Annotated in this window: 14 protein-coding genes; 8 read left to right on the top strand and 6 right to left on the bottom strand. The window is 73.6% G+C overall.

Annotated features, from left to right (window positions below; translation table 11 throughout):
• Positions 1–134 precede the first annotated feature (134 nt).
• Positions 135–1403, bottom strand: a complete 1269-nt coding sequence (locus C2142_RS19145) for a glycosyltransferase family 39 protein (protein WP_148643789.1) — start codon at positions 1401–1403, stop codon at positions 135–137.
• 153 nt (positions 1404–1556) lie between these two features.
• On the opposite strand from C2142_RS19145, the gene C2142_RS19140 reads away from it, so the two are divergent.
• The gene (locus tag C2142_RS19140) at positions 1557–2141 is read left to right on the top strand and encodes a TetR/AcrR family transcriptional regulator (protein WP_148643788.1); all 585 of its coding nucleotides are present in this window, start codon (positions 1557–1559) and stop codon (positions 2139–2141) included.
• 7 nt (positions 2142–2148) lie between these two features.
• On the opposite strand, the gene C2142_RS19135 is transcribed toward C2142_RS19140, so the two are convergent.
• The gene (locus C2142_RS19135) at positions 2149–2610 is read right to left on the bottom strand and encodes an Lrp/AsnC family transcriptional regulator (protein WP_148643787.1); all 462 of its coding nucleotides are present in this window, start codon (positions 2608–2610) and stop codon (positions 2149–2151) included.
• Positions 2611–2759: 149 nt separating this feature from the next.
• Here C2142_RS19135 and pdhA point away from each other — a divergent pair, with 149 nt between their 5' ends.
• From pdhA to C2142_RS19115, 4 genes are all read left to right on the top strand, one after another.
• Entirely contained in the window at positions 2760–3902 is a 1143-nt protein-coding gene (pdhA, locus tag C2142_RS19130; protein WP_148643786.1) for a pyruvate dehydrogenase (acetyl-transferring) E1 component subunit alpha, read from the top strand.
• The gene (locus tag C2142_RS19125) at positions 3899–4897 is read left to right on the top strand and encodes an alpha-ketoacid dehydrogenase subunit beta (protein ID WP_148643785.1); all 999 of its coding nucleotides are present in this window, start codon (positions 3899–3901) and stop codon (positions 4895–4897) included. The genes pdhA and C2142_RS19125 overlap by 4 nt, the downstream gene beginning before the upstream one ends.
• Positions 4898–4902: 5 nt before the next feature.
• Entirely contained in the window at positions 4903–6219 is a 1317-nt protein-coding gene (locus C2142_RS19120) for a dihydrolipoamide acetyltransferase family protein (protein ID WP_148644879.1), read from the top strand.
• Positions 6220–6438: 219 nt separating this feature from the next.
• Positions 6439–8181, top strand: coding sequence for a globin domain-containing protein (locus tag C2142_RS19115; protein ID WP_241002660.1), 1743 nt, complete (start codon positions 6439–6441; stop codon positions 8179–8181).
• An 81-nt stretch (positions 8182–8262) separates the two neighbouring features.
• Here the strand turns inward: C2142_RS19115 and C2142_RS19110 are convergent, their stop codons facing one another.
• Together C2142_RS19110 and C2142_RS19105 are read right to left on the bottom strand one after the other, a co-directional pair.
• The gene (locus C2142_RS19110) at positions 8263–8790 is read right to left on the bottom strand and encodes an NUDIX domain-containing protein (RefSeq protein WP_148643784.1); all 528 of its coding nucleotides are present in this window, start codon (positions 8788–8790) and stop codon (positions 8263–8265) included.
• A gap of 182 nt (positions 8791–8972) precedes the next feature.
• On the bottom strand, positions 8973–9350 hold the full coding sequence (locus C2142_RS19105; RefSeq protein ID WP_148643783.1) for a phage holin family protein: 378 nt from the start codon (positions 9348–9350) through the stop codon (positions 8973–8975).
• 101 nt (positions 9351–9451) lie between these two features.
• Between C2142_RS19105 and C2142_RS19100 the strand changes: the two genes are divergently transcribed.
• Positions 9452–9769 carry a cupin domain-containing protein gene (locus C2142_RS19100; protein WP_148644877.1) on the top strand — a complete coding sequence of 106 codons (318 nt, stop codon included), beginning with the start codon at positions 9452–9454 and terminating at the stop codon, positions 9767–9769.
• A gap of 43 nt (positions 9770–9812) precedes the next feature.
• Positions 9813–10481 (top strand): thiaminase II, encoded by a 669-nt coding sequence (gene tenA, locus C2142_RS19095; RefSeq protein ID WP_148643782.1) that lies wholly within the window; start codon positions 9813–9815, stop codon positions 10479–10481.
• A gap of 52 nt (positions 10482–10533) precedes the next feature.
• On the opposite strand, the gene C2142_RS19090 is transcribed toward tenA, so the two are convergent.
• Positions 10534–11790, bottom strand: coding sequence for a hypothetical protein (locus C2142_RS19090; RefSeq protein ID WP_148643781.1), 1257 nt, complete (start codon positions 11788–11790; stop codon positions 10534–10536).
• Between the two features lie 165 nt (positions 11791–11955).
• Positions 11956–13260: a hypothetical protein gene (locus tag C2142_RS19085; protein ID WP_148643780.1), complete on the bottom strand. Its 1305-nt coding sequence runs from the start codon at positions 13258–13260 to the stop codon at positions 11956–11958.
• Between the two features lie 266 nt (positions 13261–13526).
• Here C2142_RS19085 and C2142_RS19080 point away from each other — a divergent pair, with 266 nt between their 5' ends.
• Positions 13527–13727: a DUF5326 family protein gene (locus C2142_RS19080; RefSeq protein ID WP_148643779.1), complete on the top strand. Its 201-nt coding sequence runs from the start codon at positions 13527–13529 to the stop codon at positions 13725–13727.
• The last annotated feature ends 27 nt before the right edge of the window (positions 13728–13754 follow it).

The raw sequence follows: 13754 nt of genomic DNA, 5'->3' as shown, positions 1-13754 counted from the left end.
GGCTCAAGAGGGTATGCCCGACCGGAGTTCCGGACGGGTTCCGGACGGGGTTCCGGAGCAGGGGCCGGAGCCGGGGAAACGGACGGGGGCGCGTCCGGAGTGGACGCGCCCCCGTAGGAGTCTTCGGCCGCGGCCTACGGGATGCCCAGCTCGAAGATCACGTACCCGCCGTACCAGCCGGAGGCCAGCGCACCGGTGCCGAGCACCGCGGCCAGCACCGGCCAGCTGAGCTTGCGCATCGCCACCGCCAGCGCGATGAGCAGCGGGAACGCCGGCAGCAGGTAGCGCGAGGTGTTGCCGAAGATGCCCAGGCTGCCGAGCACCGAGACGATGGTGGCCAGGGTGTAGGCGGTCAGCACCAGCGGCGGGCGGAGCCGGACCAGCAGCACGATCAGCACCGGCAGGGTGAGCACGATCAGGGTGGCCAGCAGGTCGGTCGTCGGCCAGGCGAACGGGTAGTCCGTCCGGCCCAGCAGCACCCCGCGGATCGCGTAGAAGGTGCCCTGGCCGAAGTCGAAGTAGTGCAGCCAGGCGTCGTGCTGGAGCTTGAAGTAGCCGCCCCAGTCGTCCACCCGCCAGCCGACCCAGCCGACGTAGCCGAGCAGCCCGAGCGGGGCCAGCAGCATCGCGGCCAGCGGGCGGACGACGCCGCTCTCCCGCCGGAACAGCTCGACCAGCGCGGCCAGGCCGACGGCGCCGATCAGGGCCGCCGCGGTCGGCCGGTTGAGCCCCGCGACCAGGGCGATCACGCCTGCCGCGACCCACTGCCTGCTCATCACGCAGTAGCAGGCCCAGGCGGCCAGCGCGACGAACAGCGAGTCGGAGTAGACGGCCCACTCGGCGCCCGAGCCCGGGGCGATCGCCCAGAGCCCGGCCGCGATCACGCCGGCCCGCTGCCCCGCCATCCGGTCCACCACGGCGTAGATGCCGGCGGCGGCGAACAGCGAGGCCACCACCGAGACCAGCATCCCGGCGCCGTACAGGCCGAGCCCGGTGGTGTCCGAGACCAGCCGCATCAGGCCGGGGTAGAGCGGGAAGAAGGCGGCCGAGTTCTGCTCGATGGTGAAGCCGGGGAGGCCGTTGGGGACCGGGATCAGCGCCGGGTGGTAGCCGGACTCGGCGATCTGCTGGTACCACCAGCCGTCCCAGCTGGCCAGCACGTCCCACGGGTTGGCGCCCCCGCCGAAGCGGGGGTGCTTCTTGACGTAGTCGCCGGAGAAGGAGAGCAGCTTCATGAAGACGGTGAAGCCGAGCAGCTTGAGGACCGCGTAGCACCAGACGGCCGGCCCGAAGCGGAGCACGAGGGCGCGGACCCGCCCGCGCCAGCCGGCCTCCGCCCCGGTTCCCGGTTCGTCGCTGCGCTGCTCGGGCACGTCGGAGGCGACTGCCGGTATTGCGCTCATGCTCCCACCCTGCTGGCCTTGGACGATCGTCCGCCGAATTCTAGAGCGTGCGGCCGTCCGGTTGGTGTGGACCAACCCGGTGCGGCGTCACCGCCGTCCGGTACCGGCCGACCCGGGCGCACCCGGCCGGGCGGGGGCGGGGATACTCGGAGGATGGCCGATCACACCACGCGCACCGCCTACACCGTGGAGTCGCTGCTCGCGGTGACCGTCGACGTCTTCAACGAGCGCGGATACGACGGGACCTCGATGGAGGACCTGTCGCGGGCGGCGGGCATCTCCAAGTCCTCGATCTACCACCACGTGCGCGGCAAGGAGGAGCTGCTCCGGCTCGCCGTCGGGCGGGCGCTGGACGGGTTGTTCGGCATCCTCGCCGAGCCGGCCGCGGTGGCGGGGCCGGCCGTGGAGAGGCTGGAGCACGTGGTGCGGCGGACCGCCGAGGTGCTGCTGGCGGAGCTGCCGTACGTCACCCTGCTGCTGCGGGTGCGCGGCAACACGGCCACCGAGCAGTGGGCGCTGGAGCGGCGCCGGGAGTTCGACCACCAGGTCGCCGAGCTGCTGCGGGCGGCCGTCGCGGACGGCGCCCTGCGGGCGGACGTCGAGCCCCGGCTGGCCACCAGGCTGCTCTTCGGCATGATCAACTCGATCGTGGAGTGGTACCGGCCGGGCCTCAAGGCGGCCGACGGCGTCGCGGACGCGGTGGTCCACCTGGCGTTCGACGGGCTGCGGGCGCGGTAGGCCCCGTTCAGTCCGGGGGGACCTGGTCGGTCTCCTCGAAGACCAGCATCGTGCGGGTGCCGAGCACCTGCGGGATGGACTGGATGCTGCCCAGGACCAGCTCCCGCAGGGCGTGGTTGTCGGCGGTGTGCACCAGCAGCAGCACGTCGAAGTCACCGCCGACCAGTGCGATGTGGGCGACCCCGGGCAGGGCCAGCAACTGCTCGCGGACCGTCCGCCAGGAGTTCTGGACGATCTTCAGGGTGACGTACGCGGACGCGCCCTGACCTGCCTTCTCGTGGTCGACCCGGGCGGTGAAGCCGCGGATGACGCCGTCCTCGACCATCCTGGATATCCGGGCGTACGCATTCGCCCGGGACACGTGCACCCGCTCGGCCACCGAGCGGATCGAGGCGCGACCGTCCTGCTGCAACAGCCGCAGGATCGCCCGGTCGACACGGTCGAGTCTGGACGTCTGTTCAGCCGACATGACCCCCCACCCTCACTGATTGGACGCACTGCCACCAGTCGACCGCCGCCCGGGCCGATTGTCCAGCACCTTGTCACGCTTCTGGTCAAGATGAACAGACGACCGAACAATCGGTAGGGAGCCCCCGCCACCCCTGGAGGTGCCCCGAGATGACCGTTCTCGACCACAGACACCGCACGGCGGTACCCGGCTGGCTGCCCGGGGCGACCGCCCCGCGCACCGATCCGGCACCGCTGCTCCCGGACGCCTCGCCGGTCCGCGTGCTCGGAACTCCCGAGCTGGAGAAGTACGACCCCGCGCTGCTGCGCGAGCTGTACCGCCGCCTGGTGGTCGGCCGCCGCTACAACCAGCAGGCCACCACCCTGACCAAGCAGGGCCGGCTCGCCGTCTACCCGGCCTCCACCGGCCAGGAGGCCTGCCAGGTCGCCGCCGCGCTGGCGCTCGGCGAGCGCGACTGGCTGTTCCCCAGCTACCGCGACACCCTCGCGGTGGTCTCCCGCGGGGTCGACCCGCTGGAGGCGCTCACCCTGCTGCGCGGCAACGCCCACACCGGGTACGACCCCCGCGCGACCCGCACCGCCCCGCTCTGCACCCCGCTGGCCACCCAGGCCCCGCACGCCGTCGGGCTGGCGCACGCCGCGAAGCTCGCCGGCGAGCCGGTCGTCGCGCTGGCGCTGCTCGGCGACGGCGGCACCAGCGAGGGCGACTTCCACGAGGCGCTGAACTTCGCCGCGGTGCTCCGGGCCCCCGTCGTCTTCCTGGTGCAGAACAACGGGTACGCGATCTCCGTCCCGCTCACCGCGCAGTCGGCCGCGCCCAGCCTGGCCCACAAGGCCGTCGGCTACGGCATGCCGGGCCGGCTGGTGGACGGCAACGACGCGCCCGCCGTGCACGGCGTGCTCTCCGAGGCCGTCGAGCGGGCCCGGACCGGCGGCGGCCCGACCCTCGTCGAGGCGCTCACCTACCGGGCCGAGGCGCACACCAACGCCGACGACGCCACCCGCTACCGGGACGACGCCGAGGTGGCGGCCTGGCGGGAGCACGACCCGATCCTGCTGATGGAACGCGACCTGCGCGCCCTCGGCGTGCTGGACGACGCACTGGTGCAGGAGGCGGCCGAGGAGGCGGAGGCGCTGGCGGCCCGGATGCGGGCCGAGTTCCACGCCGACGCCGAACTGGACCCGATGGCCCTGTTCGCCCACGTGTACGCCGAGCCCACCCCGCAACTGCGCGAGCAGGCCGCCCAGTTGTCCGCCGAGCTGGCCGCCGAGGCCGAGGTGCACGACCGATGAACCAGACAGCTGTCTCCTCGCGCACCGCCACCATGGCGCAGGCGCTCAACGCGGCGCTGCGCGACTCCCTGCGCGAGGACCCGGCCGTACACGTGCTCGGCGAGGACGTCGGCGCGCTCGGCGGCGTCTTCCGGATCACCGACGGGCTGACCGCCGAGTTCGGCCCGGACCGCTGCCTGGACACCCCGCTGGCCGAGGCGGGCATCCTCGGCACCGCGATCGGCATGGCGATGTACGGGCTGCGCCCGGTGGTGGAGATGCAGTTCGACGCCTTCGCCTACCCGGCGCTGGAGCAGCTCTTCTCGCACGTCGCCAAGATGCGCAACCGCACGGCCGGCAGGCTCCCGCTGCCGATCACCGTCCGGATCCCCTACGGCGGCGGGATCGGCGGCGTCGAGCACCACAGCGACGCCTCCGAGGCGTACTACACCGCCACCCCCGGCCTGCACGTGGTCACCCCCGCCACGGTGGCCGACGCGTACGGGCTGCTGCGGGCCTCGATCGCCTCCGACGACCCGGTGGTCTTCCTGGAGCCCAAGCGGCTCTACTGGGGCAAGGACGGGTTCGACCCGTCGGCGCCGGTCGAGCCGATCGGCCAGGCCGTGCTGCGGCGCACCGGGACGTCCGCGGTGCTGATCACCTACGGGCCCTCGCTGCCGGTCTGCCTGGAGGCGGCCGAGGCGGCGAAGGCCGAGGGCTGGGACCTCGCGGTGCTGGACCTGCGCACCCTGGTGCCGTTCGACGACGAGACGGTCTGCCGGGTGGTCCGCTCCCTCGGCCGGGCCGTGGTGGTGCACGAGGCGAGCGGCTTCGGCGGCACCGGCGCGGAGATCGCCGCCCGGGTCACCGAGCGCTGCTTCCACCACCTGGCCGCCCCGGTGCTGCGGGTCACCGGCTTCGACATCCCCTACCCGCCGCCCATGCTTGAGCACCACCACCTGCCCGGGGTGGACCGGATCCTGGACGCGGTCGCCCGGCTGCAGTGGGAGGACTGAGGATGATGCCCGTCGTGCGCGAGTTCACCCTGCCCGACCTCGGTGAGGGCCTCACCGGGGCGGAGGTGGTCCGCTGGATGGTCGAGGTCGGCGACGTGATCGCGGTCGACCAGCCGGTGGTGGAGGTGGAGACGGCCAAGGCCGTGGTCGAGGTGCCCTGCCCGTACGGCGGGGTGGTCACCGCCCGGTACGGCGAGCCGGGCGAGGAGGTGGCGGTCGGCGCGCCGCTGGTGACCGTCGCGGTGGCGCCCGGGGAGGGCGAGCAGCCGCTCGTCGCGAGGCCGCTCGCCGGTGAGGTGGAGCGGCCGCTGGTCGGGTACGGCGTCGCGGAGCCGGACCGGGGCGGCCGGCGGCGGCGGGTGGGGGTGCCGGCCGTTTCCGCCGCCGTTTCCGCTGCCGTGGCTGCTCCGGCTGCTCCGGCTGCCCCGGTGGCACCTGCGGCTCCGGTGGCTCCGGTGGTCGTGCCGGTGATCTCGCCGCTGGTGCGGCGGGCGGCCCGGGAGCAGGGGATCGACCTGCTGTCGGTCACCGGCAGCGGCCCGGACGGGCTGATCCTGCGTGCGGACGTCGAACGGGCGGTCGCGGCGCGGGCCGTGCCCGCCGCGCCGGCCGCACCGGCACCGGCGGCCGCCGTGGAGGGCGTCGTCCCGCTGCGCGGGCTGCGCCGGGCGGTGGCCGAGAAGCTCACCCGCAGCCACCGGGAGATCCCGGCGGCGACCTGCTGGGTGGACGCCGATGCCACCGAACTGATGGCGTTGCGAAGGCAGTTGAATGCCACCCCGGGGCCGAAGGTGAGCGTGCTGGCGCTGCTCGCGCGGATCTGCACGGTCGCGCTGGCGCGCTTCCCCGAGCTCAACTCCAGTGTGACGGAGGACGGTTCCGGCATCCTGCGGCACTCCGCGGTGCACCTGGGCTTCGCCGCGCAGGGCGAACGCGGCCTCGTCGTCCCGGTGGTGCGGGACGCCCAGCTGCTCTCCACTGAGCAACTCGGTGCGGAGCTGGGCCGGTTGACCGAGGCGGCCCGGGTGGGATCGCTGACGCCGGCCGAACTCACCGGCGGGACGTTCACGTTGAACAACTACGGGGTGTTCGGCGTGGACGGCTCGACCCCGATCCTCAACCACCCCGAGGCGGCGATGCTCGGGGTCGGTCGGATCGTCGGCAAACCCTGGGTCCACCAGGGCGAGTTGGCGGTGCGCGAGGTGACCCAGCTGTCGTTCACCTTCGACCACCGGGTCTGCGACGGCGGCACGGCGGGCGGCTTCCTGCGCTTCGTGGCGGACTGCGTCGAGCAGCCGGGGATGCTGTTGCGCCAGCTGTGACCTGCGGATGATCGCCTTGCGTGGCCGTGATGCCACGCAAGGCGACCGCAGATCGAGCGAGAGTAGCGCGTGCGGAGGGCGGGTGTCCGGGCTTCACGCGATTTGTCGGATGAGTACTTCGGGCGTGCCACGCTGCCTAGGCGTCAGTGGAGACAAGCCAGGTGGTGGCGCAGGCCGGCCGGAGGCGAAACGATTCTCTTGGGTACTCGAAACGTTGCGGTGAAGTCCCGCAGAACACTTCTGGTCCGTAGCGGGCACGGCTCGGCGGGCGTCGCGGCCGTCCCCGGGATGCCGGGCCCCGCGCCGGAAACCACGCCGGGCATCGCGCAGGACCCCGCACAGGACATCCCGCAGGCCGTTGCACCGGGCGGTCTGCCGGACGTCGCGCCGGACAGCATGCCGCAGGCCCCGGCCGCGGACCTCGCGTCGCTCGCGGCCCGGGGCGCCGCGCCGGCGGCTGCTCCGGCTCCCGGGGCGGGCGCCGTGACGGTGCTCCCGCCGATGCCGCTGGACCCGCCGGACCTTCCGCCGCCGTCCGGGCTCCCCGCCCCCGTCGGCCTGGTCGCGACGGCCCCGGTCGCCGCCCCGGTACGGGTGGCGATCCCCGACCCACCGGCCGGGCCGCCCGCCGTTCCGGCGCCGTCCACGCCCGCCGGGCCGCCCACCCCCGTGATCGAGCCGCTGTTCACCCACGCGCCCGGCCTCAACTGGGCCGGACCGGGCGACAACTGGAGCCGGGCCTGGGCGCTGCAGACCCTCGGCGGCGCCCGTCCGGCGCAGGCCGCCACGCCCGTGCCCGACCTGCGCACCGCCGCCGAACAGCCGCCCACCGCGCGGGACATCGAGCTGATCCGGGCCAGTCTGGCGGTGGTGGAGCCGGTCGCCGACCGGGCCACCGCGCACTTCTACGCGCTGATCTTCCTGCACCACCCCGAGGTCCGCGCGCTCTTCCCGGCCGCCATGGACGTCCAGCGCGACCGCCTCTTCCGTGCGCTGCTGATGGCCGCCCGGAGCGCCGGCGACCCGGAGGGCCTGCGGACGTACCTGAGCGCGCTCGGCCGCGGCCACCGCCGGTACGGCACGCTGACCGGCCACTACGGCCCGGTGGGCGAGTGCCTGGTGCAGGCGCTGGCGCGGTACGCGGGCGGCCGCTGGGACGCCGACACCGAGCTGGCCTGGCGCCGGGTGTACCGGCTGGTCTCCTCGATCATGATCGAGGCGGCCGAGGACGCCGCCCGTACCTCGCCGCCCTGGTGGCAGGGCGAGGTGGTCGGGCACCAGCGCCGCACCGGGGACGTCGCGGTGATCACCGTCCGGCCCGACCAGGCGTACCCCTACCGGGCCGGGCAGTACACCAGCATGGAGACGCCCTGGTGGCCCCGGGTCTGGCGGCACTTCTCCTTCGCCACCGCGCCCCGGCCGGACGGCCTGCTGACCTTCCACGTGAAGGCCGTCCAGGCGGGCTGGGTGAGCAACGCGCTGGTCCACCGGGCCGCGCCCGGGGACGTGCTGCGGCTGGGCCCGGCCTCCGGCGCGATGACGGTCGACCACGCGTCCGGCGCGGACCTGCTCTGCCTGGGCGGGGGGACCGGGATCGCGCCGATCCGCGCGCTGGTCGAGGAGGTGGCCGAGCACGGCGCGGCCGGACGGTCGGTGGAGGTCTTCTACGGCGCCCGGCAGGCCGCCGAGTTGTACGACCTGGAGGCGCTGCGCGCGCTGGCCGGGCGCCATCCGTGGCTCTCGGTGCACCCGGTGCTGTCCGGCCACGGGGCCTCGGGCGGCGGGACACTGACCGGTGAACTGCCGGAGGTGGTCGGCCGGTTCGGGCCGTGGACCGGCCGGGACGCGTACCTCAGCGGGCCGGCCGCGATGGTCCGGCGCGGGGTCGGCGTGCTGCTGCGGGCCGGCGTGGCGGCGGAGCGGATCCGGCACGACCTGGTGGGGGACCTCGCGGCGGGCTGAACAGCCGGCTGGACGGTCGGCTGGACGGCGGGCGCTGAACGCCGGGCCGGGCGACGGGCGTGCCGCCCGGCCGCGCGGGGCTCAGCCGAGGTCCGGGGCCAGGAGCGCCCGGACGCCCTCGATGTTGGCCGCCAGGTAGGCGCGCAGGCTGGGCGGGACGACGTTGACCGAGGTGACGCCCTCCCGGGTGAAGGGCAGCCGGACCACCTCGTACTCCCCGTTGGGCTCCTCCACCTCGGGCCCGTGCCGCCGTGCGAGGTCCATCGAGGCGAGCCGGCAGGCGAAGAAGTGCTGCACCTTGACCCCGTGCGGGTGGAGCAGGGTGCCGTCGTCGTGGTGCGTGTGGCTGACGGTGTCGACGAAGGCGGGGACGACGTCCACCACCTTGCCGCCGAGCTCCTCGTCGACCTCGCGGTGCAGGGCGTCGACGACGGTGCGGTCGCCGCGCTCGACGCCGCCGCCCGGGGTGATCCAGTACGGGTGCGGGGAGCCGGGCCTGGTGCGCTTGATCAGCACGATCGAGGCCGGGCCGTGCGGGTCGTCCGGGTCGAGTTCCAGCAGGATCGCCCGCGCGGTGCGTTTGACGACGGGGCGGGGCGGGGTGCGCATGGCGACCTCCGTGGCCGGAGCGTTGTGCGGGAGTCTCCCGCAGGCGGCCGGGCCCGAAACGCCGGTGTGGCCGGGTACGTCCGTTCGGGGGGTGCTCGGAAGAGGTCCGTACCCGGTGGGGAACCGGGTACGGGCCTCTTCCGCCGGGGCCGTTCGCCGGGGCCGGCGCGGGGCGCGGCGGCTCAGTCGTCGTCGCCGAGTGCCAGGTTGAGGCCCCAGGAGACCAGGCTGATGATCAGCGCGCCGAACAGCGCGGCCCAGAACCCGTCGACGTGGAAGTCCAGGTTGAGCTTGTCCGAGGCCCAGGAGGTCAGCCAGAGCATCAGGGCGTTGATGAGGAAGGTGATCAGCCCCAGGGTGAGGATGAACAGCGGCAGCGAGAACAGCTTCACCACCGGCTTGATCAGCCAGTTCACGACGCCGAAGACCAGCGCCACGGCGATCACCGTCAGGCTCTTGTGCTGCCAGTCGTTGCCGGTCAGCGTGATGCCGGCGACGATCCAGGCGGCCACCCAGATCGCGGCCGCGTTGATAAGTGTCTTGATGACGAAACCCTTCATGGGGCCAGCGTCGCAGGCCCGTCGGGGCGGGGGAAGCTCCTGACGAGCATGTTTGGTGTTGAATGCCCCAGGACCCGGACCCGGAGGAGGAAGGCACCCCGATGAAGCTGTTCCGGCTGGACGAACTGGACGCCGAGCGCGCCGCCAACGACGGCGCCTACCTGCGCTTCCTGCGCGAGCCGCGGATGTCCGCCGGCCTCTACGCGCTCTCCCCCGGCGACACCGACCCGCAGACCGCGCACGCCCAGGACGAGATCTACCAGGTGGTCAGCGGACGGGCCGAGTTGACCGTCGGCGACGAGACCACGACGGTGGCCCGCGGGACGGTGGTCTACGTCCCGGCGGGTGTGCCGCACCGGTTCCACCACGTCACCGAGGAGCTGCGGGTGCTGGTGGTGTTCTCCCCGCCCGAGGACTGAACGGCGCCGCGGCCGACGGCGGCCGCCCGGTTAGGGTCGGGGTATGAGCCTGAGCCTGACGGAAGAACTCTGGGCGGCGATCGAGCCGGTCTACGCCAAGATCCTCGACCACCCCTTCATCGGCGGCCTCACCGACGGCACCCTGCCGCGCGAGGCGTTCCGCCACTTCGTCGTCCAGGACTCGCACTACCTGCGCGACTACGCCCGCGCGCTCGCCGTCTGCGCCGCCAAGGCGCCCGGCGAGGAGGAGGTGCGGGCCTTCGCCGACGACGCGGTCGGCGCGCTGGCGGCCGAGCAGGGCATGCACGCCGACTTCATGACCGCCTTCGGCGGCAGCGCCGAGGAGGCCGCCGCCGAGCCGGTGCTGCCCACCACCCGCGCGTACACCAGCTACCTGCTGGCCACCGTCTACGGCGGCTCCTTCGCCGAGGCGGTCGGTGCGGTGCTGCCCTGCTACTGGATCTACGCCCGGGTGGGCGACGAACTGCTCGCCAAGGGCTCCCCCGACCCGCTGTACGCCAAGTGGATCGCCACCTACGGCGACGAGGCCTTCCAGTCCGTGGTGCGCCGGGTGCTCGCGCTCGCCGACCGGCTCGGCGAGGAGATCTCCCCGGCCGAACGCCGCCGGGTGGTGGAGCACTTCACCACCACCTCGCGGTACGAGTGGATGTTCTGGGACGCCGCCTGGCGCGGCGAGACCTGGCCGGTCTGACCGGAGGGCCGTTCCCCCCGTGCGCCCGCACGGGGGGAACGGCCCCGGTGTGTCAGCCCGCGACGAAGACGCCGGTGAGGTCGGCGATCACGTGGGTGTAGCCGTCGTTGTTGTAGATCGTGACGCGCCCGTCGTCGGTCCTGGTGGTGACGGAGTTGGCCACGGTCAGCCCGGCGGTGAAGTTCAGGTTGGACGTGTTCGGCCGGGCCGCCGCGGCGGGGTACACCGTGAGGTGGCCGTCGGTGGTCGGCTCGGTGGCGGTCACGTTGAGGGCCGCGCCCATGAACTGGCCCTGGACCACCGGGACGGTGCGGGTGCCGCCGGGCTCGACGGCCGTCGAGCTCCGGGTGTCGTAGGCCCGGACCGGGGTGCCGAGCGCGCTGAACAGCCCGGTGCCGGAGGGGCCGTAGTAGCCGACGAGGTCGACGACGACGTCCACCGAGCCGACGTGGTTGTAGACGTCGATCTTCCCGTCGGCGCCGACCGGGACCACGACCTGGTTCGGAACGGTCTTCCCCGCGCTGAAGTTGACGTTCGAGCCCACCGACGGCCGCGCCGTGCCGGTCGGGTAGACCGTCAGGTAGCTGTCCGCCGTCGCCTCGGTGGCGGTGACGTTGAGGATCACCGCGCGGGCGTCGGCCGTGCCGAGCTCGGGCCTGGCGACCTGGACCGAGCGGACGCCGTCCCCGCCGAGCCGCCCGCCGTCGGTGCGGCTGTCGACCAGCCGTGAGGGCGTGAGCGGGGCGTACTTGTCGGTCGCGCCGGCCCGGTAGTAGCCGACCACGTCGAGGACGACGTCGGTGGTGCCGGCGTGGTTGTAGACGGTGATCGCCGGGGTGGTGCCGGGGAGGACCGCGACGGTGACCAGGTTGGACACCGTCTTGCCGGCCTTGAAGTTGAGGCTGGAGGTGGCCGGGACGGTACCGGGGTGGCCGGCCGCGCTGAGCGTGAGGTAGCCGTCGGCGGTCGGGCTGGTCGCCGTCACGTTGACCACCACCGCCGTCGTGTCGGCGGGCACCACGGGGTGGGTGGTCGGCGGCATGTGCGAGGTGAACGTCACGAGCGGGGTCGTGTAGTACTCGTCGGGGTTGAGCGGACGCTGCTCGCCGTTCGGGACGAGCAGGGCGTTCCGGGTGTCCAGGACCCGGGTCGGGCTCATCCCGGTGAAGCCGCCCGGGGTGGTGAGGTCGCCGGCCGTGGCGGCGGCGGGTGCGGCCGGTGCGGCCACGGCGGCCGGGGCCGCGACGACGGCGGGCCCGGTGAGGACCAGCGCGGTGATTGCGGCGAGGGCGGCGGGTCTTGCGTTCATGTGGGATCCCCCGTGTCGGCGGCCTCCGGCCCTGGCCGGAGGTCTCTGCGATCAGTAGACCGACCGGCGGGGGAAAGGTTGCAGGGTTTTGTCGAAACATTTGCCCGGGCATGCCGGGCGGCCCGCCCCACGGGGGACGGGCCGCCGGGCCGGTGCCGCGACCGGTCAGCCGGTGGTGAAGTAGCCGGTGGCGTCGACGAGCAGGTGGGTGAAGCCCGCGTTGTTGCGGAACCACACGGCGCCGATGGAACCCGGGACCGCGGCGGTCCCGGTGGTGACGCCGTTGGCGACCGTCCGGCCCGGCGTCCAGTTGAGGTTCGACGTGCCGGTCGAGGTGGAGTCGACCCCGTTCGCCTCCAGGTGGCCGGCGGCGGTCGGCTCGGTCGCGGTCACGTTGAGGGTGACCACCCACGGGGTCGGCGGCATGAAGCCGATGCCGGACACCGGCACCGCCGTGGCGGAGTACGGCAGCAGGCCGACCCCGCGGCCCCGGGTGTCGTACAGCCGGCCCTGCTCGCGGAGCGCGCTGTACAGGCCGTGGCCCGAGGGGCTGTAGAAGCCGATCAGGTCGACCACCACGTCGGTGGGGCCGCCGATGTTGGCGAGGTCGACCTTGCCGTCGCGGCCGACCGGGACGACGACCTGGTTGGCGACCGTCCGACCCGCCGTGTAGTTGAGGTTGGAGCCCTCGGCCGGGCGGGCCGAGCCGGACGGGTACGCGGTGATGTGGCCGTCGGTGCCGGGCGTGACGGCGGTGACGTTCAGCAGCACCGCTTTGGCGTCCCCGGCGCCGCGGTCCTTCCGTGCGGCGTCGACCGTGAGGACGCCGCCCTGCCCGACCTTCCCGCCGGCGGTGCGGGTGTCGGCCAGCCGGGTCGGCCTGACCGGCTCGTACTTGTCCGCGGCGCCCTGCCGGTAGTAGCCCACCACGTCGACCACGACATCGGTGGTGCCGGCGCTGTTGTACACGCTGATCTGCGGGGAGGCGCCGACCGCACGCTCGTCGACCGCCACGCTGATCATGTTGGAGACCGTCTCGCCGGCCTTGAAGTTGAGGGTCGAGGTCAGCGGCGCGCCCGGCTGGGCGGCGTCCCGGCGGACGGTGAGGTGGCCGTCGGCGCCGGGGTTGGTGGCGGTCACGTTGACGATCACGGCGGTCGCGTCGGTGGGGACGACCGGGCGCTCGCGCGGGGCCTCGTCCGCCCAGGCGGAGAGCGGCACCGAGTAGTTCTCGCCGGGGCCGAGCGGACGCCGCTGGAGGTCCGGCGTCCGCTGGGCGTCGCGGGTGTCCAGGACGCGCTTGAGCCCGGTGGGCACGAAGGCGGCCGGGGTGGTGTCGGTCGGGATCATCGCCGGTGCGAGGGCCGGTGCGGCGGCCGGTGCGGCGACGGCCGGTGACATGGCCAGGAGCGGTGCGGTCAGGGTCAGGGCCGTGACGGCGGCGACGGCGGCGGCAGTACGGACACGCATGCTTGGTTCCCCCCAAGTGATGCTGGTGCACCGGCAGTTCCGGATGCTCCGGTATCTCCAGGACGTCTGGACCCGGCCGGGGTTGCAGGCGGTACGAAGGAATTCCCGGGGGTTTTCCCGGGGGGCCGGGTCAGGGCGATCTCCGGGTTCTCTCCGGGCCGTTGGCTCTCGTTCCGGCACGTGCGCCCCCGTACGATCGAAGTATCGAAAGCAAGCGGGATGCGGCACCGGACGGCAGCCGGCCCGAGGGGAGAGAAGGAACGGACATGGCTGAGCTCTGGAAGTCGCTGCCCTCGTGGGTGCGCAACATCGTCGTCCCGGTGCTGGTGCTGATCGTGGCCTGGAACATCGTCGGGTTCGTCTTCGGCGTGGTGGGCGCGCTGCTGAGCCTGGCCTTCAAGCTGCTGGTGGTGGTCGGCATCGCCGCCGCGGTGGTGATCCTGGTGAAGAAGGCCGCCAAGAGCTGACCCACCGGCCCCACGGACGCCCGTACC

Source organism: Streptomyces sp. CB01881, from assembly GCF_002953255.1.
GTDB lineage: Bacteria > Actinomycetota > Actinomycetes > Streptomycetales > Streptomycetaceae > Kitasatospora.
The sequence above is the reverse complement of the archived record's forward strand: the minus strand, read 5'-3'. Positions and strand labels throughout refer to the sequence as shown.

What these genes read in the sequence shown, in the direction of transcription:
- C2142_RS19145 (WP_148643789.1), bottom strand. Translation starts at nt 1,403, where the DNA reads ATGAGCGCAATACCGGCAGTCGCCTCCGACGTGCCCGAGCAGCGCAGC.
- C2142_RS19140 (WP_148643788.1), top strand. Translation starts at nt 1,557, where the DNA reads ATGGCCGATCACACCACGCGCACCGCCTACACCGTGGAGTCGCTGCTC.
- C2142_RS19135 (WP_148643787.1), bottom strand. Translation starts at nt 2,610, where the DNA reads ATGTCGGCTGAACAGACGTCCAGACTCGACCGTGTCGACCGGGCGATC.
- pdhA (WP_148643786.1), top strand. Translation starts at nt 2,760, where the DNA reads ATGACCGTTCTCGACCACAGACACCGCACGGCGGTACCCGGCTGGCTG.
- C2142_RS19125 (WP_148643785.1), top strand. Translation starts at nt 3,899, where the DNA reads ATGAACCAGACAGCTGTCTCCTCGCGCACCGCCACCATGGCGCAGGCG.
- C2142_RS19120 (WP_148644879.1), top strand. Translation starts at nt 4,903, where the DNA reads ATGCCCGTCGTGCGCGAGTTCACCCTGCCCGACCTCGGTGAGGGCCTC.
- C2142_RS19110 (WP_148643784.1), bottom strand. Translation starts at nt 8,790, where the DNA reads ATGCGCACCCCGCCCCGCCCCGTCGTCAAACGCACCGCGCGGGCGATC.
- C2142_RS19105 (WP_148643783.1), bottom strand. Translation starts at nt 9,350, where the DNA reads ATGAAGGGTTTCGTCATCAAGACACTTATCAACGCGGCCGCGATCTGG.
- C2142_RS19100 (WP_148644877.1), top strand. Translation starts at nt 9,452, where the DNA reads ATGAAGCTGTTCCGGCTGGACGAACTGGACGCCGAGCGCGCCGCCAAC.
- tenA (WP_148643782.1), top strand. Translation starts at nt 9,813, where the DNA reads ATGAGCCTGAGCCTGACGGAAGAACTCTGGGCGGCGATCGAGCCGGTC.
- C2142_RS19090 (WP_148643781.1), bottom strand. Translation starts at nt 11,790, where the DNA reads ATGAACGCAAGACCCGCCGCCCTCGCCGCAATCACCGCGCTGGTCCTC.
- C2142_RS19085 (WP_148643780.1), bottom strand. Translation starts at nt 13,260, where the DNA reads ATGCGTGTCCGTACTGCCGCCGCCGTCGCCGCCGTCACGGCCCTGACC.
- C2142_RS19080 (WP_148643779.1), top strand. Translation starts at nt 13,527, where the DNA reads ATGGCTGAGCTCTGGAAGTCGCTGCCCTCGTGGGTGCGCAACATCGTC.